The organism is Chryseobacterium sp. A321, assembly GCF_054489265.1.
Window position 1 is genome coordinate 1,451,526 of sequence record NZ_JBTMWZ010000001.1, and the last position, 23,700, is coordinate 1,475,225.

At 39.5% G+C, this 23,700-nt stretch carries 25 protein-coding genes and 1 tRNA gene; 17 read left to right on the forward strand and 9 right to left on the reverse strand.

Annotated features, from left to right (window positions below; translation table 11 throughout):
• Nucleotides 1-26 precede the first annotated feature (26 nt).
• Entirely contained in the window at nt 27-353 is a 327-nt protein-coding gene (locus tag ACX3PZ_RS06830; protein ID WP_459083717.1) for a hypothetical protein, read from the forward strand.
• Here the strand turns inward: ACX3PZ_RS06830 and folP are convergent.
• Nucleotides 350-1,228 (reverse strand): dihydropteroate synthase, encoded by an 879-nt coding sequence (folP, locus tag ACX3PZ_RS06835; RefSeq protein WP_459083718.1) that lies wholly within the window; start codon nt 1,226-1,228, stop codon nt 350-352. The genes ACX3PZ_RS06830 and folP overlap by 4 nt on opposite strands.
• Before the next feature lie 93 nt (nt 1,229-1,321).
• On the opposite strand from folP, the gene ACX3PZ_RS06840 reads away from it, so the two are divergent.
• The 6 genes from ACX3PZ_RS06840 to prmA all read left to right on the forward strand — a co-directional run bounded on the left by ACX3PZ_RS06840 (nt 1,322) and on the right by prmA (nt 7,148).
• Nucleotides 1,322-1,864 carry a DUF1599 domain-containing protein gene (locus ACX3PZ_RS06840; RefSeq protein WP_459083719.1) on the forward strand — a complete coding sequence of 181 codons (543 nt, stop codon included), beginning with the start codon at nt 1,322-1,324 and terminating at the stop codon, nt 1,862-1,864.
• Between the two features lie 12 nt (nt 1,865-1,876).
• Nucleotides 1,877-2,956, forward strand: a complete 1,080-nt coding sequence (locus ACX3PZ_RS06845) for a BT_3928 family protein (RefSeq protein ID WP_459112334.1) — start codon at nt 1,877-1,879, stop codon at nt 2,954-2,956.
• A gap of 26 nt (nt 2,957-2,982) precedes the next feature.
• The gene (locus ACX3PZ_RS06850; RefSeq protein ID WP_459083721.1) at nt 2,983-3,330 is read left to right on the forward strand and encodes a tellurite resistance TerB family protein; all 348 of its coding nucleotides are present in this window, start codon (nt 2,983-2,985) and stop codon (nt 3,328-3,330) included.
• A gap of 15 nt (nt 3,331-3,345) precedes the next feature.
• A complete protein-coding gene (locus tag ACX3PZ_RS06855) occupies nt 3,346-5,472 on the forward strand; it encodes a S9 family peptidase (protein ID WP_459083722.1) in 2,127 nt (708 codons plus the stop codon).
• Between the two features lie 13 nt (nt 5,473-5,485).
• Complete coding sequence (gene tpiA / locus ACX3PZ_RS06860; protein ID WP_459083723.1) at nt 5,486-6,244, forward strand: triose-phosphate isomerase; 759 nt, start codon at nt 5,486-5,488, stop codon at nt 6,242-6,244.
• Nucleotides 6,245-6,317: 73 nt separating this feature from the next.
• The gene (prmA, locus tag ACX3PZ_RS06865; RefSeq protein WP_459112335.1) at nt 6,318-7,148 is read left to right on the forward strand and encodes a 50S ribosomal protein L11 methyltransferase; all 831 of its coding nucleotides are present in this window, start codon (nt 6,318-6,320) and stop codon (nt 7,146-7,148) included.
• 56 nt (nt 7,149-7,204) lie between these two features.
• Here prmA and ACX3PZ_RS06870 read toward each other — a convergent pair whose 3' ends face one another.
• Complete coding sequence (locus ACX3PZ_RS06870; RefSeq protein ID WP_459112336.1) at nt 7,205-8,506, reverse strand: glycosyltransferase; 1,302 nt, start codon at nt 8,504-8,506, stop codon at nt 7,205-7,207.
• Between the two features lie 168 nt (nt 8,507-8,674).
• On the opposite strand from ACX3PZ_RS06870, the gene ACX3PZ_RS06875 reads away from it, so the two are divergent.
• Nucleotides 8,675-8,748 (forward strand) — tRNA-Arg (locus ACX3PZ_RS06875).
• 120 nt (nt 8,749-8,868) lie between these two features.
• On the opposite strand, the gene ACX3PZ_RS06880 is transcribed toward ACX3PZ_RS06875, so the two are convergent.
• Both ACX3PZ_RS06880 and ACX3PZ_RS06885 read right to left on the reverse strand, forming a co-directional pair.
• A complete protein-coding gene (locus ACX3PZ_RS06880; protein WP_459112337.1) occupies nt 8,869-9,540 on the reverse strand; it encodes a sigma-70 family RNA polymerase sigma factor in 672 nt (223 codons plus the stop codon).
• Nucleotides 9,537-9,923 (reverse strand): hypothetical protein, encoded by a 387-nt coding sequence (locus tag ACX3PZ_RS06885; protein ID WP_459112338.1) that lies wholly within the window; start codon nt 9,921-9,923, stop codon nt 9,537-9,539. The genes ACX3PZ_RS06880 and ACX3PZ_RS06885 overlap by 4 nt, the downstream gene beginning before the upstream one ends.
• A gap of 372 nt (nt 9,924-10,295) precedes the next feature.
• Between ACX3PZ_RS06885 and ACX3PZ_RS06890 the strand changes: the two genes are divergently transcribed.
• The 6 genes from ACX3PZ_RS06890 to ACX3PZ_RS06915 all read left to right on the forward strand — a co-directional run bounded on the left by ACX3PZ_RS06890 (nt 10,296) and on the right by ACX3PZ_RS06915 (nt 16,303).
• Complete coding sequence (locus ACX3PZ_RS06890) at nt 10,296-10,754, forward strand: MarR family winged helix-turn-helix transcriptional regulator (protein WP_459083728.1); 459 nt, start codon at nt 10,296-10,298, stop codon at nt 10,752-10,754.
• A 60-nt stretch (nt 10,755-10,814) separates the two neighbouring features.
• On the forward strand, nt 10,815-12,134 hold the full coding sequence (locus ACX3PZ_RS06895; RefSeq protein WP_459112339.1) for a TolC family protein: 1,320 nt from the start codon (nt 10,815-10,817) through the stop codon (nt 12,132-12,134).
• Between the two features lie 27 nt (nt 12,135-12,161).
• Nucleotides 12,162-13,310, forward strand: coding sequence for an HlyD family secretion protein (locus tag ACX3PZ_RS06900; RefSeq protein WP_459112340.1), 1,149 nt, complete (start codon nt 12,162-12,164; stop codon nt 13,308-13,310).
• Nucleotides 13,311-13,343: 33 nt separating this feature from the next.
• Nucleotides 13,344-14,888, forward strand: a complete 1,545-nt coding sequence (locus ACX3PZ_RS06905; RefSeq protein WP_459112341.1) for an MFS transporter — start codon at nt 13,344-13,346, stop codon at nt 14,886-14,888.
• A gap of 357 nt (nt 14,889-15,245) precedes the next feature.
• Complete coding sequence (locus tag ACX3PZ_RS06910; protein ID WP_459112342.1) at nt 15,246-15,803, forward strand: DUF1579 family protein; 558 nt, start codon at nt 15,246-15,248, stop codon at nt 15,801-15,803.
• A gap of 59 nt (nt 15,804-15,862) precedes the next feature.
• Nucleotides 15,863-16,303, forward strand: coding sequence for an SRPBCC domain-containing protein (locus tag ACX3PZ_RS06915; RefSeq protein WP_459112343.1), 441 nt, complete (start codon nt 15,863-15,865; stop codon nt 16,301-16,303).
• Between the two features lie 187 nt (nt 16,304-16,490).
• On the opposite strand, the gene chrA is transcribed toward ACX3PZ_RS06915, so the two are convergent.
• The 4 genes from chrA to ACX3PZ_RS06935 all read right to left on the reverse strand — a co-directional run bounded on the left by chrA (nt 16,491) and on the right by ACX3PZ_RS06935 (nt 19,995).
• Nucleotides 16,491-17,621: a chromate efflux transporter gene (chrA, locus tag ACX3PZ_RS06920; protein ID WP_459112344.1), complete on the reverse strand. Its 1,131-nt coding sequence runs from the start codon at nt 17,619-17,621 to the stop codon at nt 16,491-16,493.
• A complete protein-coding gene (locus ACX3PZ_RS06925; protein WP_459112751.1) occupies nt 17,605-17,928 on the reverse strand; it encodes a DoxX family protein in 324 nt (107 codons plus the stop codon). Before ACX3PZ_RS06925 ends, chrA begins: the two co-directional genes overlap by 17 nt.
• Before the next feature lie 322 nt (nt 17,929-18,250).
• A complete protein-coding gene (locus ACX3PZ_RS06930) occupies nt 18,251-19,054 on the reverse strand; it encodes a class I SAM-dependent methyltransferase (RefSeq protein ID WP_459112345.1) in 804 nt (267 codons plus the stop codon).
• A 299-nt stretch (nt 19,055-19,353) separates the two neighbouring features.
• Nucleotides 19,354-19,995: a nucleotidyl transferase AbiEii/AbiGii toxin family protein gene (locus ACX3PZ_RS06935; protein ID WP_459112346.1), complete on the reverse strand. Its 642-nt coding sequence runs from the start codon at nt 19,993-19,995 to the stop codon at nt 19,354-19,356.
• An 86-nt stretch (nt 19,996-20,081) separates the two neighbouring features.
• Between ACX3PZ_RS06935 and ACX3PZ_RS06940 the strand changes: the two genes are divergently transcribed.
• The 3 genes from ACX3PZ_RS06940 (at nt 20,082) to ACX3PZ_RS06950 (ending at nt 22,130) form a co-directional block, all read left to right on the forward strand.
• Nucleotides 20,082-20,882 (forward strand): Crp/Fnr family transcriptional regulator, encoded by an 801-nt coding sequence (locus tag ACX3PZ_RS06940; RefSeq protein WP_459083739.1) that lies wholly within the window; start codon nt 20,082-20,084, stop codon nt 20,880-20,882.
• Nucleotides 20,883-20,946: 64 nt separating this feature from the next.
• Nucleotides 20,947-21,579, forward strand: coding sequence for a DUF998 domain-containing protein (locus ACX3PZ_RS06945; protein ID WP_459083740.1), 633 nt, complete (start codon nt 20,947-20,949; stop codon nt 21,577-21,579).
• Nucleotides 21,580-21,593: 14 nt separating this feature from the next.
• Nucleotides 21,594-22,130, forward strand: a complete 537-nt coding sequence (locus ACX3PZ_RS06950) for a hypothetical protein (protein WP_459083741.1) — start codon at nt 21,594-21,596, stop codon at nt 22,128-22,130.
• A 111-nt stretch (nt 22,131-22,241) separates the two neighbouring features.
• On the opposite strand, the gene ACX3PZ_RS06955 is transcribed toward ACX3PZ_RS06950, so the two are convergent.
• A complete protein-coding gene (locus ACX3PZ_RS06955) occupies nt 22,242-23,699 on the reverse strand; it encodes an MBL fold metallo-hydrolase (protein ID WP_459083742.1) in 1,458 nt (485 codons plus the stop codon).
• Nucleotide 23,700: the final 1 nt, after the last annotated feature.

Below are 23,700 nucleotides of genomic sequence, written 5' to 3' on the forward strand. Positions count from 1 at the left end.
TTGTAAAAATAAGTAAATGTCTTTAAATGCGCATCAAAGCCGGCGCGAAATTAGATGCTTGTTTTGGCTTTGGGGAATCTAGGCAAAAATTAAGAGGGTTTGTTTATCTTTGCGGCATGAAAACGGTACAGATTCAAGCGAATGATTTTTTTGAACTTTTAAAATCCAGAGACACTTCCATGTGGAGTGTTTTCGCCCAAATGATTGACGGCGAGGCAAAGGAACTTGTCTTTTTAAATGAAAATAAGGAAGTTCTGTTCTCTTATCAGCTTCCTACCACCAAAGAGCAACTGGACCTCGACCAGAAGCAGTTTGCTCAGGAATACGCAAAAAAACTATCGGAGAGAAATTAAGGCTTCTGCGAGTTTTGCTCCGTAAGAAATGCAGAAAGTGTCTTTTTGGCACTCCCCACATCGTGCACACGCAGAATTTTTGCTCCTTGTCTTAAAACACGTAAATGCAGCTCTTGCGTTTTTTCATCTACTTCTAAATCGAGAGGCATTTTGTTTAACGGTTTATAAATAAAAGATTTTCGAGAAATTCCAATGAGTAGCGGGTAGTTTCCAAACCCTAGAATACCCACCTCTCCAATCAACCTTTCTTGATCGTCTTGGGTTTTTCCAAATCCAAAACCCGGATCTAGAATAAGATCCTTAACCCCCATCTGTGTTAAAAGTCTAGCCTTGTTTAGTAAGAACTGGTTTACGGTCGTGGTGATTTGCGGATCCGGATGCTTTTCATGCATGGACTCGTAAGTGGGATTTACATGCATTAAAATATACGGCACTTGTAAATCCGCTACGGTCTCAAATAACGTAGAATCGTACTGGCCCGCTGAAATGTCATTCGCGATATCCATTCCTTGGTCAAAAGAGTAGCGAAGTGTGTCCGACCAAAAAGAATCCACGGAAATGAGCACCTCAGGATATTCTTTTTTTAGAATGGAAATAAGAGTTCCAAGTCTTTCTATTTCCTGCGCTGCAGACAAAAAAGTTGCGCCCGGTCTCGTGGACTGGGGACCTAAATCCAAAATATCCGCTCCTTGTGAGACCAATAGTTCTGCCTGCGCTAGGGCCGCCTTTTGGGTCTGGAATTTACCGGAATCAGAAAAAGAATCCGGGGTCACATTTAAGATTCCCATGAGCTTAGGCGTTTCAAGGGAGATGAGACGTCCGTGGCAATTCAGAGAGAAGCTACTTTGAGAAGGGCAGGATTGGATTTTTGTCATAACGCAAAAATAGCAAAAATAGACAGACAAAAGGGGCCTACACTCTTCCATAGGTTTCTCAAAATTCAGTATCTTTGAACCTTAAGCTTATCTATGATCAAGACCTCAAATGAATTTGACATTGCCCTTAAGCAGTGTCGGGATGTATTTCACTCTAAAATGAAGGATTACGGCACCGCCTGGCGAGTGCTGAGACCGAGTTCCATTACAGACCAGATTTACATTAAGATAAACCGCATCCGTACGCTCCAACTAACCGATGAAAAAAAGGTAGACGAGAGCGAGATCGACGGATTCATTGCGATTGTCAATTATAGTATTATTGGACTGATCCAACTTCAAAAAGGAATATCCGATGAACTGGCTGCGGAGCCCGACGAAGTGAGCGAATTATACGATCAATTTGCAGCAAGCGCCAAATCGCTAATGGAAAATAAGAACCACGATTATGGAGAAGCTTGGAGAGATATGCGAATTTCGTCCATGACGGATCTTATCTACCAAAAAGTTCTACGCACGAAACAAATCGAAGACAATGGCGGCAAAACCCACGTATCTGAAGGGCTAGATGCCAATTATTACGATATGCTTAATTATGCTGTGTTTTGTCTCATTAAACTTTCTCCTTCCCATTAAAACGAAAACTCTATGTTTCTAAAATCTTTTCTTAGAATTCTGATTGCCCTTATCTTCCTGGTTTCGGGTTTTGTTAAAGCCGTGGACCCGGTAGGATTCTCCTTCAAACTTGAAGAATATTTTTCTCCGGCCGTCTTTAATTTGCCGTTTTTCGAGTCGTACGCCTTGGTGCTTTCCATTTTGGTGGTGGCGCTAGAACTGCTTCTGGGTCTAGCTCTTCTGATCGGGCTTCGCTTAAGACAGACGCTACTCATTTTAATTGCACTCTGCGTCTTTTTTGCCTTTCTTACATTCTATTCCGCTTATTTTAATGTGGTAACCGATTGTGGCTGCTTTGGAGATGCGCTCAAATTAGAGCCTTGGCAAAGTTTCTGGAAGGATATAATTCTGCTTGCGGGTCTGCTTGTGCTTTGGAAAGGCTATTCTAAACAGCATTCTACAAAAGGAAGCGAAAAATGGAAATGGATTGCGATGGGTGCGGGCCTTCTATGCACCGTCTTTATTGTTTGCATTGGAATTAAAAGCGAACCTTTAATTGATTTTAGAGATTATAAAGTGGGTACGGATCTTAAGGCCGAGAAACGGAAGCTAACAGAGAGCCCTGCGCAATATCAAACTGTGTATGCTTTAAAGAACACGAAAACAGGAGAAGAAAAAGAAGTTTCTCAGGACGCTTACATCGCAGATGCGGCCTATTGGAGCGAGGGCTCCGTATGGGAAATCCAAAAAGACGCGACAAGGCAAGAGCTTGTCAAAAAAGGCTATGAGTCTGAGGTGCTTAAATTTAGAATTGAAAACAAAAAAGGAGAGGATATTACCCCTTCCATTTTAGAGGCAGAACATGTGGTGCTTTTGTTTTCTTATGCTCCACAGGATTTATCACCACAAACCTTGAAAAAGGCGCAAGACTTAGTTCGGGGTCATCCTTTAGTGTATGGCGTTTCCACTTCTCTTCAGACCTTTTCCGATCTTGAAAATACAACCATGGACCCTACAGCCATGAAAACCATCGCACGTAGCAACCCGTTTGTCCTTGTGCTACACAAAGGAAAAATTGTGGTGAAAAAACCAATTGATGAATATCCGAACTAAGCCCGAATCTAAAAATAAATAACACTATGCAAAAATCAAATAAATCCATCGCCGGATACCATCTTTTAATGATTTTGTCCTCGGTCGATAATGAATTCTCTCCAGAGGAGGGACTTAAAATTCAGGAATATCTTGCGGAAGAATTTCCATTTCGAATCAACCTTGACAATGAGATCGATGCCATTGCTCGCCTTAAACCTGAGGAGTGGAAAGATCATTTTGAGTTTCATGCTCGCTGTTTTCTAGAGGACTCCGTGCTGCAAGAGAGAAAAGGATTTTTGCAATTTGCAAAGAATTTAATTAAGGCCGATGAGCAGGTGAGTCCTGATGAGCATCGTTTCTACTTATTATTAAAAGCGCTCTGGAACGCTTAACTTAAATCTTAAACTATGAAAAAACCATTAATTTTCTCCGGAATAATTCTTTGTGCTATGACAAATGCTCAACAATGGCCGGCTATTTCGCCCCCAATCGCAGAGACTCAATCTCATGTAAGAACCATCCATGGGGATACTGTAGAGGATCCTTATTATTGGATGATTGATTATTTTAAGAAAGGTAAAGACTCTCAAAAAGTGGTAGACTATCTGACTGCAGAAAACACCTATTGGGAGGCGATGATGAAGGACACAGAGCCTCTTCGTGAATCCCTATATAAGGAGATGCGCGCCAAGATTAAAGAGCAGGACGAGTCTGTACCTGTTTTTAAAAATGGATATTATTACTATACGCGCACCGATCAAGGTAAGCAGTACTTTAAATACGCAAGAAAGAAAGGTTCTTTGGAGGCCAAAGAAGAACTCCTTCTTGACGTAGACAAAATGGCGGAAGGCAAAGCCTATTATTCCGCCTCTGGATTTTCCATCTCACCGGACAATTCAAAAATGATCTTTGGGGTAGACGACGTGTCTAGAAGACAATACGAACTCTACATTAAGGATTTAAAAACCGGAGAAATTAAAAGCTTAGGAATTAAAAATACCACAGGTCGTGCCACTTGGGCAAACGACAACCAAACGATCTTTTACACGGCGAAGAACCCAGAGACTCTCTTGTCCGAAAAAATCATGCGTCACACGCTTGGAACGCCTTCTAGCAAGGACCAGGTTGTGTATCTAGAAAAGGACAATACAAACTATATTGGACAGTATAAGAGTAAAAACGAAAAGTACATCTTAATTAGTTCCTCTGCGACGACTTCGTCTGAAGTTTGGTATCTAGATGCAGACAAACCACTGGAGCCTTTTAAAGTCTTTCAACCCAGATTAGAAGATGTTTTGTACGACGTGACTGCCCTTGAGGATCGTTTTTTAATTACGACCAATAAGGATGCGCTTAATTTCAAAATAATGGAAACGCCTTTGAATGCAACCGGCGTTTCGAATTGGAAAGATTACATTGGACATAGAGACGAGGTCTTGATTGAAGGGATTGATGAGTTTAAGAACTATCTGATCGTGCAAGAACGTCAAAATGGACTTACGCAGCTCATTATTCACAACCGCAAAACAGGGAAGAAAGAAGCGCTTAAGTTTGATGAACCTGCCTATACCTTGAGTGCTTCCTCCAATCCAGAATACAATACAGATCAGTTCCGCTTTGGCTTTACTTCTATGGTGACTCCTTCGTCTCAATTTGAACAAAATTTAGCCACGGGGAAACGAGTGCTACTAAAACAGCAAGAAGTTCTAGGAGGCTATGATAAATCGAATTATGTGACCGAAAGAATCTTTGCACCGTCTCGCGACGGCGTAATGATTCCTATGTCGATTGTGTATAAAAAAGGAATGAAGAAGGACGGTCAGAATCCACTTCTTCTTTATGCCTATGGGTCGTACGGGAATTCCATGAACGCTTCTTTCTCCACCACGAGACTTTCACTTTTAGATAGAGGATTCGTGTACGTTCTTACGCACATTCGCGGAGGACAAGAAATGGGAAGACAGTGGTATGAGGACGGAAAAATGATGAAGAAAATCAACACCTTCACGGATTTTATCGACTCGGCTAAACATCTTGTGAAAGAGAAGTATACTTCTCCTAAGCACATGTATGCTCAGGGAGGCTCTGCTGGTGGACTGTTAGTAGGAGCTGTGGTGAACATGGAGCCCGAACTCTTTAATGGAGTTATTGCTCAGGTTCCTTTTGTTGACGTAGTGAATACCATGCTGGATGAATCGATTCCGTTAACCACGAACGAATACGACGAATGGGGAAATCCAAACGACAAAGCGGCATACGAGTATATGAAATCCTACTCTCCGTACGAAAACGTAGAGAAGAAAAAATATCCGAATTTGCTTGTGACCACAGGACTTCACGATTCCCAGGTGCAATACTTTGAACCTGCAAAATGGACCGCAAGACTACGCGCACTAAAAACAGATAAGAATGTTCTTCTTCTAAAAACCGATATGGCCTACGGTCATGGAGGCGCTTCCGGTCGTTTTGATTACTTGAAAGACCTAGCCTTAGTGTATGCGTTTATGTTTAAATTAGAAGGAATTACAAAATAAAACAAAGGGATTTATGAGAAAAAAGATTGTCGCAGGAAACTGGAAAATGAATAAAGATTACGTGGGAGCGCAGCAGCTTCTTACGCAATTGCTAAGTTATACCTCGAACCATACGCTTCCCTGTGAAGTCCATATCGCCCCGCCATCGCTTTATGCAATGATGGCTAAGGATGTCTTAGACCATGGCAAAGTGAAGGTTCTGACTCAGGATGTAAGTGAACATCAAGAGGGCGCCTACACAGGGGAAGTTTCTGTTGAAATGCTAAAATCTGTAGGAGTAGAAGGCTCATTGGTAGGGCATTCTGAGCGTCGTCAGTACCATGGAGAAACCGATTCTCACTGCGCGGTAAAAGTGAAAAAGCTTTTAGACGCAGGTCTTTTGCCTATCTACTGCAACGGAGAAACCCTTGAGCAGAGAAAAGCAGGTCAGCATCTTGAGGTGGTGAAGAATCAAACGCAGGTCGCTCTATTTGGACTCTCTGCCGAGGAGGTTCAAAAAGTAGTGATTGCGTATGAACCGGTTTGGGCCATTGGAACGGGAGAAACCGCTAGCCCTGAACAGGCACAAGAAATCCATGCTCACATTCGTCAAATCCTAGCGAGTAAATACGGGGAAGAGGTCGCTCAATCGATCTCTATTCTCTACGGTGGATCCGTGAAACCGGACAATGCAAAAGAGATTTTTTCTCAACCGGACATTGACGGAGGACTCATTGGAGGTGCAGCCCTTAAAATCGATGATTTTTCAAAAATAATTGAAGCCTTTGCTTAAAGGTAAAGAAAACCCCCTTTTTAAAATCCATAAGGTCTGAGAAATCAGGCCTTATTTTTATTATCTTTGCCCCATGGAAACGTACTTAGAATTTGACTTCAAAATAGCCCCTTTAAAGCCTTGGGATGAAATCCTAATGGCTCATTTGATCGAACTGAACTTTGATAGTTTTACCGAGAATGACGAGGGAATTTTAGCGTATGTTACTAAGGATTTATGGGAGGAAGAGGAACTCAATGCTCATTTTTTGCTCTCAAGTCCTGAGGTTTCCATTACGTATACGTACCGTGAAATGCCCAATATCAATTGGAACGAAGAATGGGAAAAGAACTTTGAGCCCATTGAAATTGCGGACCAAGTTTTAATCCGCGCAGAGTTTCACGCTTCGAAACCTGGAATGCATGAAATCGTAATCCAACCCAAAATGTCCTTTGGAACTGGACATCACCCAACAACCCATTTAATGATACAGCAGATGCTTACGCTCGATTTTAAGGGCAAAAGCGTTTTAGACATGGGATGTGGAACTTCTGTTCTTGCTATTTTTGCCAAGCAGCAGGGTGCGAAAAGAGTTGTGGCCATCGACATTGATGAGTGGTCTGTGGAAAATTCAAAAGAAAATGCTGCGCGTAATGGCGTGGAGTTAGAAATTTCTCAAGGCACAGCCGATAATTTAGGAAGTGAATCCTTTGATGTTATTTTAGCCAACATCAACCGCAATATTTTAATCTCTGACATTCCAGCGTATGTGAAGGTCCTAAATAAAGGTGGAATCCTTCTTCTTTCCGGTCTTTGCTTCTTTGATGTTTCGGACATTATGGAAGTCTGTGAACAGTCTGGCCTTACCTTGCTTGAGAAAGAGCAGCGTGAAGAGTGGATGACGCTTCGCTTAGAGAAAAAATAAAAATTCGGATTAGAAATCAGATTAAAAGACGCTTAGTGCGTCTTTTTTCTTGTCTTTTAATTCTTTTCCAAGTGTTTGTTTTTCTCTTCAATCCAGCGGCTAAGGTATTTGGTGCTTTGCATCGTGTGGTGCTGAAGTAGGCGAGACAAATAGTTCTTTTCACGATGAGAAGTTAGGTTCTCGAGTTGTTGTTGAACTCTAGTGGCAAAGGAAGATTGAAAAATGTCCCTTTCAAACTTTGAGCTAAGGATTTTGTCACCTGTTTGCTGCGAAGTCGTCCATACCGCGCTGTTCGTATAGAGTAAAATCGATTGAGTAACGAAGTCCTTTGGTGAGTCTGTAATAAACCCATTCCATTCCCCGTCTTTTTGAATTCCCTCGGCTCCGATTGGAGAAGTGACACTGGGAAGTCCATGGCTCATGGCATCGAGTAGTTTCCCCTTAAGTCCGGCCCCGTATGGAATCGGCGCTGCTAAAACGCGCGCTTTAAAAAGCACCTCTTTTAGGTTCTCTGCTCTACCTTTAAGTAGAAATCCCTGCGTTTCATCGTGTAAAGGCTTTAGTTTGTCTGTAGGGTAAGCTCCATAAATGAGGAGGCTTGCCTCAGGGATTTGTTTTTTGATTTCAGGCCATGCTTTCTTTAACTCGAGAACTGTGTGGTAGTTGGGTGGGTGTAAAAAATTCCCGATGGAAATGAAATCTTGTCTTTCGTGAAACCCAGGGGAGTTTGCCTCTTTTTGTGCAAACAAAGGCAAGTAGAAGAGCAGGCTAGGGTCTACTTGAAATTGGCTAGTCAGAAGCTCAAATTCGACTTTAGAAATGACCAGCGAAAGATCGCATCGTAAAATTGAGGCCATTTCTCGAAAAAACACATCGCTTTGCAAATCAGAATCGCTCAGGCTCTCTTGTTTGAGAAAAGCCTTTTCTCTTGCTTTTCGTAGAAAGTGCAAGTCCTCGGTATCCAACAGGGTTAATGCGTTAGGCACAAACTTATGGACTCGCCAACCAAACTGCTCTTCAACCATAAAGCGATCAAACAGAACCACGCTCGGATTTAATTCTTGCAACAGCTCGTCAAAAGCGGAGTCGTTGATTTTGACTTGAATTTCCTGAATTCCCAAGGCCTTTAAATCTTGGCTGTACTCGCTTTTTGCGGCGGTGTACAGAAAGGAGATTTTGTAATTTTCCTCTTGAAAAAGTCCTATGAGTTGAAGCATGCGTTTTCCAGCTGCCGTAGAATTAGGTTCTGGTAGGAGGGCGGCGAGGATCACAAGGTGCTTCATGGCCCAAAAATAGGAAAATTTAGTGGGGCGAGTTCTTTCCTTCAGGGAATTTACGTGAGTGATTAATATTTTCATACCGTAATTACGATATTTTATATTGTACGTTGTACATTCTCAAAGGATTAAACTTTTAAGATCGCTGAATTTGTAAAATTATCTCTAAAGCGTTTGTGTAGTTAGAAAAAATACTTAAATTTGCACCACTAAATCAGGGAAATCATTTCCTTCTTTAGTGAAATTTAAGGGTGCGTAGCTCAGCTGGATAGAGCATCTGCCTTCTAAGCAGACGGTCCTAGGTTCGAATCCTAGCGCGCTCACAACACTAAAACGCAACATACTGGAGTACAGTTTGTTGCGTTTTTCATTTAGGACCAACTGTATTGAAATTGTATACGATCGGATTTGATAAACCAAGTTGACAATTAAAATTGAAATTGCTATATGGGATTTATCGAAGAAGATTCGATTCCTATTTCCTCCATGACACGCCTTACGATTCCATCGCAATAAATAAGGTTAAATTCATAAAGGTCTAGTGGGGAATACGCCTTCTCAAATTGCTTTCGAAGCATCGATTTAGCTCGGCTAAGGCGAGTTTTTACATTGCTTGGGCTTATATGCAGGATTTCGGAAGTTTCCTCCACATTGAATCCATTGATTTCGCGAAGAGAAAAGACCATGCGATATTCCTGTGGGATTTTCTCAAGGGAAGATTCAATCAAGAATCCCAGCTCTCGGTTGTTGATTTGTTTGTTAGTGTCTAGATCCATCGTTTCGAACATAGGTTGCATTTTGTCGGTGATTTGGACCCCTGAGTGTTCGTATCGGAAGCTGGCTTTTTCTTTTTTATGGTAACAGTTGTTAAGCATAATACGAATTAGCCAAGTCTTAAAATTAGATCGCTCCTCAAAATGAGCGAGGTTTCGATACGCATCGACAAAGGTATCCTGCATTAAATCCTCAGTGTCTTCATGTCCAAAGTTATAGCTCCGTCCTACCTTATAGAGATAGGGGTTAAAGCGCCGGACTATGAGTTCATACAGTTTGGTTTCGCCCTGAAGAACCCGAGAGATAATTTGAGTGTCTGTCAATTGGTCGAGTGGTCTCATTCGTTGGAAACTATTTTAGAGAGTTGAGCCATGCAAAATGCACTTATAGCCATCACTAAATCTCGAACCGCAACATCTAAATAAGAAAAACGTAAGAGTAGTGTAAGGGCAATGAGCGCAAGCCAAGCTGCAACAATACTTCCACCAAGGTACGGTTTTTTTAGGACGATCAGACCGGCGACGATTTCAATGACGCCGACAATCATCATAAACGTGGAATCGGAAAAAGGAAGTAGGTCCGCAAGCGTCGGATTTAGGTACTGGGACCAGTCGGTTAAAAAGTTTGTGAATTTGTCTAGTCCTGCGACAATTGGTACGACTACGAAAACATATTTTAATACATTTTGGATTTGTTTCAATTGAAGAGTTTGAGTAGTTTCCATTTTGTTGAATTTTTTGGTTTATACTCTATTAGAGTGAATCAAAATGGAAAGGGTTACAATTAATATTTTTGTGGGTGAACAAATGGTTTTCGGATCTCTATCTCCTCACGTGCATGGATGCACTGGATCTTTAAAGAGATTTGAATATGAAAGGAAGGACTTTCCCTTTTAGGGCAGAGTTCGCACTGCTTCCTAGTATTTTTTGGAGTCTAATCCAGAATCTTCTTCCGGTAGTTTTCTCCCCATTCTTTGAGAGGATGATTGATGGGTTTTAACTTTCAGAAGAACTTTGAGGATTTCGCAGTAAAGAAGAATAAAATTATATTTGCAATTAATAGTTTGATGTCGAACTATTTTTTATATCTTTGCAAAATGAAATTTGGTTACAGAGAAGATTTAAGAGTAATTGTTTCCCTGATGGACACAGTTCGAGAAATTCGCAAAGTGGTTCGTTCTCATTTTGCACACAAGATGAAAGAGCAAAACATCGACATCACGATAGAAATGCTTGAGGTCTTAAGTATTCTTTGGCGTAAAGAGGGCATTAACCAACAAGAAATTGTCGAAAAAACGAATCGCAACAAGGCGAGTATTACGTCCTTAATCGACAATATGACTACGCGTGGACTCGTTCGCAGAGATTCAGACCCTTTAGACCGTAGAAGCAATTTGATTTACTTGACCAAGGAGGGAGTTCAGTACCAAGAAAAGTTAAAGCCCCTTCTGGAGGAGATCTACGAATCTTTTCAATCCGATATTGATTACGATCAACTTGTAGAAACCAATCGCGTTCTAGAGAAAATTTACCAAAAAATACTTGAAAAAGAATAGACTTTTTCTTTTTTTAATAGTTCGAACTCAAACAGTATAATAACAAACGAATTTAAATAAATGAACAGTAAACTCAAATGGACAGCCGTGGGAATTGGCTTTTTAACCAGTATAGGATTCCAAGCACAAGTCTCAAGCGAGCGCGTGGTGAGCATCGAGGAGTTGTTTGAATTAACAAAGGAAAATCACCCTAATTTAGCCGTCTCCAAAGCAGACATTCAAATCGCAAAGCAAGCGATAGAAGTTGCCAAAATGGCAAAACTTCCTAGTGCAAATGCAAGTCTGCAGGCCTACTATTTAGCAGATGCCCACTTAATTGACAGAGATTTTTCAAATAGTACTCGAATTGAGATGCCTCATTTCGGCAATACCTTCTCTGTGGACGCAAGTCAATTGATTTGGAAAGACGGAGTGATTCGAAACAGTATAAAAAGCAAAGAATTGCAAGCGCAGTTAAGTGAACTTTCTTACGAGTCGAACGAGCAAAACATTAAGCTTTTGGTACTTGGGTATTATCTAGATTTATACAAGCTAGTGAATCAAAAATCCGTATATGAGCAGAACATTCTTCTTGCTCAGCAGCGTTTAGACAATATAAATACCTTCTACAAAGAAGGAATGGTCACAAGAAACGATGCCATTCGAGGGGAACTTCAACTTTCCAATTTGAAACTTGCATTAGAAGTGGTGGAAAACAATCGTCAAATCTTGAACAAACAACTAACCACTGCCCTTGGTCTTTCCGATTCGGTCGAAATTTTGCCAGATGAATCGATGCTGCAGAGACTTCCGCAGGCACTTAATTTAACTTCTTATCGAGAATCTATTTCTAGCCATCCGGTGGTCTTAATGAACGAGAAGAGGAAGGAAATCTTCGAAACTTCGGAAGAAATAGCCAAAGCGGAGAGGATGCCCTCTTTGTCCGCCTTCATGGGGAACAAACTTTCACGTCCTGTGACCACAAGTTCACCGGCTCTTGACATGTATACCAACGGATGGAGCGCAGGACTCTCTTTGGATTTCTCAATTGATGCTTTGTACAAAACGCCAAAGAAAATGAAGCAGATCCAGTTTGAAAAGGGAAAAGTAGAGGCGCAGAGCGTAGAGGCTACTAAAATGATTGATGTGGCTATACATGCGGCCTTTATCAAATACAAAGAATCCCTAAGTCAAAATACGACTCTGAAAACGAACCAAAAGTTAGCGGAAGAAAATTACAGAATTATGAACAGCAAGTATAACAACCAATTGGCTATACTTCTCGATTTAATTGATGCTAGTAATGCAAAGTTAGATGCGGAATTGCAATTTGCAAATTCTGAGATCAGCATGATCTACGCGTATTATAAACTACAGAAAGAGAGTGGAACTCTAAATTAATTATTGACCTTATAGAATGAACTGAATATGTCTCAAGAAACTGAAAATACAAACCCGAATATCTCTTCAGAAATGAATTCAAAGCCAAAAGTGCACGTCAAGAAAAAAAGCAAAAAGAAAAGTAACCTCGTGAATATCCTAGTCTTTATTTTGATCTTAGGTGGCCTTGTTTTTGTCGCGAAATCTTATTACAGAACCGGTAGCGATCGTTTTACGAATGCGGCTCAAGTGGAATCTTATATTAATCCAATCAATACAAGGGTATCGGCCTACATTAAGGAGATCCGATTTGAGGAACATCAATTTGTAAAAAAGGGCGATACACTTCTGATCTTAGATGACCGAGAAATTCAAACCCAAGTAGGGCAGGCGAATGCAGCGTATATGGCGGCCATAGCCTCTCGAAATTCCACTACAACCTCTGTGAGAACTGCCATAAACAACGTGGGCACCGTAGGGGCCAATGTGCAAGCGGCAAAGGCCTCGATTGATGTCGCGAAAGCAAGACTATGGAATGCAGAGCAGAATTTCAACCGATACAAAAACCTATTGATGGACGAGGCTGTGACCCAACAGCAGTACGATCAAATGAAAACCGATTATACCGCTCAAAAAGCGCAATTGGAGTCACAAATCTCGCAATACCAGTCTGTAATCAACAGCAAGACCACAAGTGAGCTGTCTGTAAATGAAGTGCAGTCTAGACTTGGGATGAACGATGCAGAAATTATACGGACCAAGAATGCACTTGAAATGGCCAAACTAAACCTTTCTTATACGGTAATTACGGCTCCGCACGATGGGATTATGGGAAGAAGAATCGTAAACATAGGTCAACTTTTGTCCCCAAGTCAACAGGTGGCCACCATCGTGGACAGCAATCACATTTGGGTTACCGCAAATTACAGGGAAAAACAAATGCAAAACGTCACAGTAGGCGGCCTTGCAAGTTTGAAAATAGATGCTCTTGGAGGAAAGGAGTTTGAGGGAGTCGTCAAAGCGATTTCAGGAGCTACGGGTGCAAAATATTCCGCTGTGCCCTTAGACAACTCCACTGGAAATTTTGTAAAAGTCCAGCAAAGAATTCCTATTCGAATCGAATTTACAAAGAACAATGAAAAAGAAGATTTAAGTAAACTACGCGCGGGTATGAACGTAGAAGTCACCCTTAATTAATGAATAAAATTCCATTTAACTACAATCATTTCTATGTATAACAAAGGTCCTTTTGCCAGTTGGGTTCCCAAACCGTTCATGCTGATTTTGATTCTAGTCATTATGTTTCCTTTGATGACTGTAAGTGGAGTCTATAGCAGCACCGTTAGCAATGTGTCAGGTGCACTCGCTACGTACACGGAATATATTTCCTTCGCCAACAATGCAGGTGCTATTGGAATGGGTGTCTCGTTGTTAATTCTACTGAGGGTAAAAATGCGTTTTCGTAGCAGGGAAATTATAACAGGCTGTGCGCTTATTTTGGCCGTATTGTCCTACATATGTGGAACGACGCAGGATCCGATGGTGATGGTAGTGGGTAATTTTCTTATCGGATTCTTCAAAATGTTTCCCATGATGGAAATGGTACTACCCGTCATGATGATCATTACCCCCACAGCCGACCGCGGGAAGTTTTATGCTGTGTTTTATCCTCTTTCCATTGGATTTGGGCAATTGGCAGCTTATTATTTTGCCATCCTTGTTTTTAATGGAACCTATCAAACTCCCTACTTCTTAATGTCAGGGATTATGCTAATAATCGCCCTTTTGTCGCAGATTTTTCAGCATAACCAAAGGTTTAGTTTTAAAATGCCCTTGCATCAAATCGATTGGCTTTCGATTCTTTTGTTGTCCGGTTCCTTTATGAGTTTAAATTATTTTCTTGTATTTTTAAAACAGCAGGGTTGGTTTGTTTCGCAAAGTATCTTTGCTTCGCTTGTTGTAGGCATTTTGCTTTTTGTTTTACTGATCTATAGGCAAACCTTTTTGAGACGAAAATTAATTGATTTTTCGGTGTTCAAGAAAAGAAATGTGATCCATGCCACCTTATTGCTCTTGTTCATGGGGATCTACTTGGCGAGTACTTCCCTATATGTACAGTATACAATTGGAGTTTTAGGGTACGACAATACGATTAATGCGCATTCCAATTTATGGATGATCCCTGGTATTGTCATTGCCGGTATTTTAGCCTATTTTGGGTTTAAGAATAAGTGGAATATGAAGTATTACATTGCCTTTGGATTTATTTGTTTTGCTCTGTATACAATGATTTTGTATTTCCTTATTCAACCCCAGATGGACTTGCATTACCTAGAGTATGCCATGGTTTTAAAAGGGCTTGCGATGGGCGTTTTGTTTATTGGGATCTGGTTTTATGCCTCCCTCAATCTTCAGGTTGATCAAATGCTAGGGATGATGGCCGTCTTGATAGCCGTGCGTAGCTTTTTAGGTGTAGCAATTGGAAGCGCCCTTTTAGGCTGGGCAGGGTATCAAGCACAGTGGCAAAGTATGTATGATTTGAGTAATTCTTTTGATATGGGAGCGGTGGCTAACGGAATGTCGGTCTACAAGGATCTAAATCTAAATGCACTTATGGCTTCTTCTAAAATTGTTCTCGGCTCGCTTATTTGGCTACTGATTCCCATTCTAATTCTAGTCCTGACGCATTCGTATGGAAACTTTAATTTTAGAAGGGTAATCTTACTTAGAAAAGTGGTTCGAGGCAGCTCTATCAAAGGGTATCGACTCAAATGATAAACACGACTATCCATACGATACTTTTTCGACCTAATTTTTCGATCGTAGCCGAAATGCGTTTATTTACGCCTTGTCTTTGGCGTGCACCCTTGGTGCCAATATTCATAGGAACTGGTTTTTGAATTTCTTTAGGAAACTATAGAAAGGCAAAATTTTAAAAAACTCTCCGTATTTGCTCTGCCCTAGAGTTTTGATTTTCGGCAGTGGCAGCTGCGTGGTTGAAAGGGTGAGGGGAGTGGCAAATTAAATTAATATCCTTTGGAAACGTATATTTGATTATCTTTACTTTAGGATTTGATTGTGAGTTCTTTACCATCCTACCTCTGCAATCCAATAATAAAAAAAGATAACCCTATGAAATGTGTATTTTCCGCAATGCTGTTATTCCTTTTGTGTACGTTCACAAAAGCGCAAGACCAAGATCCTTTGACGGAGTATATGAACCCATCTGCGGTGCACTCGCTACTTTCGAAGTACACGGGCTTATTCAAAATGCAAATATCAATTTCCATGGGAGAGGGGGAGAAGCCCCTGGTTGTTTTTGTGAATTCAGAAAATAGAATGCTGCTAGGGAATCGATTCTTAGAAATGAAACAACTGGGCAATATGTTGGGAAGTGATTACCAATCGATCAGCACGCTTGGATTCAACAATAGCGACAAAAATTTTACATTGACCACTATTTCAAATTTGCTAACTGGAACCTTAAGTCTAGTAGGTCCCTGGGATGAGAAGATGAAAGTGGCAACAGTAAGAGGGAAAATGATGGATCCAATGACGAAAAAAATCCTTCCGGTGAAACAGGTTATTACTTTTGTTGACGCCGATACCCTTCTAATTGAAAATTTCGATAAACACGTCGACAAACCGGAACAGTTAACCATTTGGTACAAATTAACTAGAATCCGTTAACTCGTAATGGGAAACTTAGACCGTTGAGGAAATTACCGAAAACCTAAAGAAAGTTGATTATGGAACTATCAGCCAAAGCCACAATTCAAATTCAAAAACCCATTGATGTGGTTTTTGAGGGGATTGTTAATCCTGAAAATATGACAAAATATTTCCTTTCGGAAAGCAGCGGCCGCATGGAGAGCGGAAAGGAACTGATTTGGAAATTTCCTGAATTTCCAGATGAATTTCCGGTAAAAGAGATTAAGATAGAACCCAATCGCTCCGTTTCGTTTGTTTGGGACCCACAAACCGTTGTACTTATTTTGTTAGAAGAACAGCCTGATAAATCCACGGTGGTTAAAGTGACCGAAAAAGGCAAGGATTACAGCGAGGCCAATTTAAAATGGGTTATCGAGAACACCGAAGGTTGGGCCAATTTCCTAGCCTGTATGAAAGCCTATCTAGAGTATGGGATTGGGCTTCGAAAAGGAGCCTTTGAGTATATAAGAAAAGGATAATAAGTAGAACAAAGAACTAGGGGATACACCGTATTTTGCCTTTCTAGATTGGGAATGAGCTCCTAAAAAGCGAAATTCAAAGGCGGCTAGTCATTATTTTGCATTTTAGGAAAGGAAGAGACATAAGGAACATCTGAAACCCAAACCCGGGGTAAACATACTTCACGCTAGGGTCGCTTCCATACGATTAAAGTTGATATAATAGATAACCAAGCACTGCACCCCCAAAGACAATAAATGCACTGTTGATGGTTTTGAATTTAAAAACGATAATCGTACTTATTAGTGCTATACTGATCGTCTTCCAATCGGTAATGGTTTCTTTACCCATTGTAAAACAAATAGCAATAATAAGAGCAACAGATGCTATGTTTACAGCATCCAGTGAAGCGGACAGTGCTTTCGAGTTTCGCATTTTTTTCATCAAAGGGTTAAGCAATGCCACCAATAGGAACGAGGGAAGAAAAATGGCAATCGTGGAAATAACAGCTCCAGAGAGTCCATTGATTTGATAACCAATAAAAGTTACGGATGAAAAAACAGGCCCTGGTGTGAATTGTCCAACCGCAATAGCATCCATTAATTGCGGTCGGGTAAGTAAGCCTTGTGCTACCAGTTCGGTATCTAGAAAGGCAAATAAAACGTACCCACTTCCGTAGAGAATTGCACCTATTTTTAAAAATATCCAAAACAATTTGATATTTGTTTCGGACAGCAATTGATTGTATTCAATTTGAAAAAAAAGAACTGGAATTAAACTTGGTAGTGACTTGCTTTTTTGATTCTGAATATAAAACATACCCCATGCGACCAGGCCGGCCCCAAACAATAAATAGATTTCATTGATTCCCAGCAAAGAAAAAATTAGAACTGCGATGCCTATAAATACCAAAAAGAAAGACTTACTCGATTTTTTGGCTAATGGAAAAACTGCACCGATAATGATGGCAATAATTGCAGGTTTGATTCCATAAATAAACGGTTGTACTTCGGGTAATTGTCCATATTGTTTGTACAGCCAGGCAAATATACCGGTAATGAAGACCGCCGGCATAATAAAGCACAATCCTGCAACGAGTAGTCCTTTCCAGCCCGCTTTATCGTATCCGATGTGTATCGCCATTTCCGTGCTATTGGGTCCGGGTATGAGATTGGTAGCTCCCAATAAATCTAAAAAATGCTGTTCGCTCATCCACTTTCTTTTGACGACAACCTCCTGCTGCATCATCGCGATATGAGCTGCAGGTCCTCCGAATCCAATGATTCCCAGCTTGAGAAAAAATCGGGCTATTTCTTTTATACTAATTTCTCGTTTCATTCCTCATTAAATTTTCATCGATAGACCAATGACCACCCCCTTTTATTAAGAGAAAAACACAACCTAAAAGCATGGCCCAATCTGTACGGCTTGCATGAAGAAATCCCCAAAAGCCCTCATTTGCAAATACATCAACTTTGGTGGTTGCAAACGCAACGAGCATTATGAGGATTAATGGAATACTAGCCACACGGGTTAGTAGACCCACTAAAAGTAAAATCCCACAGAGGATCTCGAAAAAACCGACCAAATTTCCCAACAACTCAGGGGATGGAAGTCCGATTTTTCTCAAAGCGGCCAGCCCCACGAATGGCCGGAAATAAAAATTTTTGGATTCCTTCGGAAAGGAAAACAGCTCCCACAATCAAGCGGATTATAATGGTGGTTTTTGATAGATCGGTATTAATGACTTTTTTGAACATGGTAAGTAATTTCTTTTATCTTATAGACATAGTACGATCTCGAGCATTGCAACCCGTTTAACCAAAGTAGAGGGTGCGAACTTTTCAGATGCTATTTCAAGCTTACAATTTGGGTCAATGTGAATAGTCATACGATGGCTGAATTTGTAGTAGGATTTGGTTATGCATTTTGTCTTTCGAATGTCGATTTAAAGTGACGATGAATTGTTATGTTTTTTTGGTTGCTCGTATAGAATATACCATAGGTATTTTATCGTGCAAATGTTCTATTCTGAATTTATTAGGTTCGAACTCGGTTGTTTTGTTGAAGCAATTGTAGGGCGAGTAATCATATTCGTCCAGTGAATTAATTTCAAGGCCATTATTGATTAAATTGTTTAATACCTCACTTAATCCGTGATTCCAGGACACCGTGGACAGAGTGATATCCGCCTCTTTGTCTGCATACGTACCATTTTCTGTTTCTATAATGGCTCCGGAATTAAAATATCGGTATCCAATTTTCTCAAAGTTGTAATCAAACATCCAAACCACAGGATGAAATTCTACGAAGACAAATTGTCCGTTTGGTTTCAAAAAAGTAGAAATTATATTTGCCCATTTGTGAAGATCTGGAAGCCAACCAATGGTACCATAACTGGTAAATACCACATCGAATTTTTCGTCTAAATGGTTGGGCAGGTCATAAATGTCGCAACAAATGAACTTGGCATTTGAATGGGCTTCTTTTGCTATTTGTTTAGCTCTTTCAATCGCTTTGTCTGATAAGTCCACACCTGTCACCTCCGCACCAAGCCTCGTTAACGAAATGGAGTCCATTCCGAAATGGCATTGCAAATGCAAAATTGTTTTTCCTTGAATATCCCCAAGCAGGTCTAATTCAATTTCATTTAAAGAAGTTTTGCCTTTAAGAAATTCCTCAAGGCCGTAAAATTCCGAATTTATATGCGAGTCCGTTCTTTGGTTCCAGGATTGTCGGTTTATTTCGATATAGTTGGATTCTGAGTTCATTACAATATGCTTTTTTTGCCGTCTCACTTTTTGAATAATGAAATATGAAGTAGTGAATTTAGCATTATTTTGTGAATTACAATGTTAATTCTAATTTGAGCCAAGTCTTCACTAAAGCGGTATCTTCGAAGTAAATCTTTTTAAGAGCTTTTCCGCTTTTGAATCCTTCCGTGAGGAAATCAATTATTAACAAGTTCTGTTGTGGTGTCCGTATCTCGTGACTGTTTCTCGATACAGAATCTAAATAAGTCGTTATTGATAGTGGATTACGTAGGGTAAGATGTAAAAAAGTAGTACGCTTATTCTTTTATTTTTAGTTCTTTAGTCAAATCCAAAAAATATTGTTTAGACCAAATGTCCAGCACTCTTGGATTTGGAATGAATCGCTCAACATCCTTTTTCGCAACCTCGAAATTAAGACTTTCAATCCTCGATCTCAACAACCTAGTAAATTCTGTTTGGGAAATCGTTTCTTTTACCCAATCACCACTATCTATTGCTCTTAATAAAAAATGCTGAAGATTAAGGCTTACTCCCTTTCTGATATACCATTCCAAATCATACCAGTCACGACCTTTAATATTATTTCCCCATTTTCTGAAAAGTAATGCGTGTATTTTACCCGCAAATAAATCTTCTAGCACAAAACATTTCATTGAACTTACTGAAAAAACCCTTTCTGGAATTAATCCATAAAATGACAATGCCGATTCCACCGAAACATAACTTGGTGCATAGAGAGTATTGGCAATACTAAAATTTTCTGGTAATACATCACTATTCCAAACGTACAATCCTTTTTTTAAAGGAATCAATTTTTGCTCTTGTATCAATGAATGAATTTTGTCGTTGGGTCTTTTATACTCGTGCAAAATACTTAGCAACACCTGATGTGGAATCGGATGTGCTGCATTTTTTTGTATTAAAACTTCAACATTCACGATACAAATGTAAAAATGAAAATAGATAATCGGAAATAAATCGATTATCTATTTATAATTTAACAGAGAATTGTTATAAATTGCTTATGATATTTTCAGGTGATTGTCCAACCGATTTGGACCACCGCTCATCTACGATAGTGGTTCTACATAGGTTAGGTGGTTACGGTAGTTATCTATTTTTCCTGATTGGAACTTTGAGTTACCCGAAATTAGTTAAAAATTCCAATTATTGGAAAAGCAGCAATTTAATTTTATTGATCTTTGTGTGGAAATACACGTGGGCAACAAGCAAAAAAACAACAACAGACATTATCGAAAATTTAATAAACCATATTGCCAATTTTATTCCAATCTCAACCGAACTAAAATGCCGACTTGAAACAATTGGGGAAATTAGAAATCTTTCTAAAGGCCATTTTCTTCACAAACCGGATAGAACTTGCCGAAGCACTTATTTTATCACCAGCGGTCTAATAAGAACGTACTACCTTAAAGGAGAGAAAGAAATCACAGATAATTTTTCCGCGGAAAACGAATGGATAACTTCAATTTATAGCTTTCTTCAAAACATTCCAGACTTTTTCCATATTCAAACCTTGGAAGCAACGGAACTCATTGAAATTACTTTAACCGACCTTGAAGAGTGCTTCAAAGATTTCCCCGAGATGGAAAGATTTGGACGAATGCTCATTTCCCAGTATTTTTTGCAGCAGTCGGAGCGCATCATTTCTCTTCAGTTTAATTCTGCGATCGAACGGTACCAATTCTTTGAACGAACTCAAAAAAACAAGCTACAAAGAGTACCCTTAGGAATGCTTGCCTCTCATTTAGGAATGACACAAGAAACTCTAAGCAGGGTAAGAGGCACAAAGGGTGTTTTTTGATTTAGGTCAAATTTTGCGAATAGATAAGACATTATCTTTGTCTCAAATAGTCTACCATCAATATATGAAAAACAAACATTACGCAATTGCTGGCCTTTTAGCTCCTATTTTACTTTGTACAACGTATTTCATAATGGCCAATCAAAGGGTGGAATACAGCTTTTTATATAAACAAATTAGTGAATTGGGATCTCTTGATGCGCCAAATAAATGGCTTTGGAATATATTTGGATACATCATTCCAGGAATTCTTATTTCTATATATTCCATAGGATTGTATAAATCAATGGCCTCAAAAGAATCGTCCAGACTGCCTTTAATCGGCATATTTCTAACGGGTTTCTTTATGGCATTTTCAGGTGTTTTCCCAGCCGATATGGACCACCGCTCATCTACGATAACGGTTCTACATAAGGTGGGTAGCTACGGTAGTTATCTGTTTTTCCTGATTGGAACTTTTAGTTACCCGAAATTAATTAAACATTCCAATTATTGGAAAAGCAGCAATTTAATTTTATTGATCTTTGTGTGGATGACGATTGTTGCTGGGTTTTGGTATTACATATTTCCTAGCATTCCTGCTGTAGGCCAACGGATTACTTTTTTCTTTGTATTTGCTTGGATTGCCTATACAGCAATTAAGCTTTATAAGCTTCCGACCGAATGCCCAGTAACTCTTATGGAAAATGAAAAATAAATGTTTGAATTAAAATGAATTTCACCAGAAGAGATAAGATTGAAATATTTGAAAATGCAATAAGTTGGATAATTGTTTTTGCAATGTTCGTATATGGCGGAGCAAAAATCATACAATTTAATGGTGCATCTGCAATAAACAAAAGTGTTTCGGAATTGAGTGGAATGGAATTAATGTGGGCATTTTATGGTTACTCTAAATCATTCGCAATAACTCTCGGTATTTTCGAAATTGTTGGAGGAATTCTTATTTTGATAAAGAAAACGAGAGTGATCGGCTCTTTATTTACTTCCACGATATTGATAAATGTTATTTTACAAGACATTTATTTTGGAGTTCATCTAGGAGCATTGAGAGCTGCTATTATCTATCAATTATTGATATTAATTATTTTGTGGCTGAACAGAAATAAACTTATTCGAAGTATCAAAACGTTATTGGAATCTAATAAAATTCAACAAACGAAAATGAAGTATATCGTCAAAATAGTAATGGCTTTAGCCTTATTTGCCGCATTGCGAATATTGGAATATTACATAACTATATTTTAAATCGTTCCTATTTTCAGGGAAGATTACAACCCCTCTTTTAAGGCTGTATCGTTATTTGAAAATATTCCTTTAACTATTGATCGCATAATAATTACTATTAGAATGACACTGCTATTCGAGAACAAGTTTATTCCCCAACTTTTTCCATTCATTGATACCTCCATCGTAAACCGTAATGTCTGTAAAACCTAAACTTTCAAAAAGTGAATAACCAATAGCGGCACGAGCTCCACTTTGACAATGAATAATGATCGGTTGATTTTTATCTAGTTTTGACGCCTTATCGTTTATTTCAAGCAAAGGCAAATTCGCTATACCAGTAATATGTCCTTCAGCGTATTCTTTAGCTGTACGAATATCCCAAGCCTGTATGCCTTTTCTCTTCACAGTTTTTGTCAAGTCCTCAGGTTTAATGTATTGAATTGACTTCAAGTTCTCAGACGAAATATCGTTCACCACGCCTAACACATTGTCAAACCCTACACGCATCAACTTATGCGCTAATGTTTTTTCGTTACCTTTTTCTGCTATAAATACGACTTGGTCCTTATGATTTACTAATTGTGCAAACCAATTGTTAAATCCTTTATTCAACTCAATATGTATCGTATTCGGATGAAATCCTTTTCCTACTTCTTTGCGAACACGAGTATCAATTACTTTTACTCCTTTACCAATCAGACTTTTTATTTCCGAAGCATCAAGTACTGCATATCGGTCCTCTGCGAACTTATAGGATGTCCCATCACGATTCCACTCTTTCATCAACTTGAAATAGGGAGGAGGAACCACTTGATCCGCCAATATGTATTTTATAAATTCGGATTCTTTACCTGAATATTGTAAAGCAGGATTAGTCAATTTTTCAGCCTTCAATGTAGAAAATGGAATGTTGCTTAACGTCTTTCCGCAGAATGAACCTGCACCATGACCAGGCCATATTTCCATATCATCAGGTAGCTTTCTGAACTTTTCGATACTTTGATAAAGCGCTGCGGCAGAAGCGGTAGAATTTGCTTCCCCCTCTTCGTATTTCTCTAATAAATCAGGTCTACCCACATCGCCCACAAAAAGAAAGTCACCCGTAAAAGCCTTTATTGGATTAATCATATCCTTATTTGAATACAACAAAAAGCTAATGCTTTCTGGCGTATGACCCGGAGTATGTCGCACTTGGAGAAAATATTCTCCAAATGCCAACTTATCTCCTTGTTTCAATGGTAGATAATCAAATTTATATTGCCATTCCGCAGATCCCTCTTGAGATAAGGCTAATGTGGATGCAGTCAATTTTGCTAATTCACGTGCGCCACTTAAATAATCGGCATGAATATGTGTTTCGGTAACGAATTTCAATTTAGCGTCATACGCACTCAATGTATCGATGAACTCTTGAACATCTTTACGCGGATCGATCACAATCGCTTCCTTTGATTGGTTATCAATCAAGATGTAACCGCTTTGCGAAAGACCTTCTTCATGTAGGCGCTTTAGGATAAGATCTTGAGCTTGAAGGTTAAAACCTATCAGGGTCAAAATCAAACTCATTCTGAAAATTAAATTTCTCATA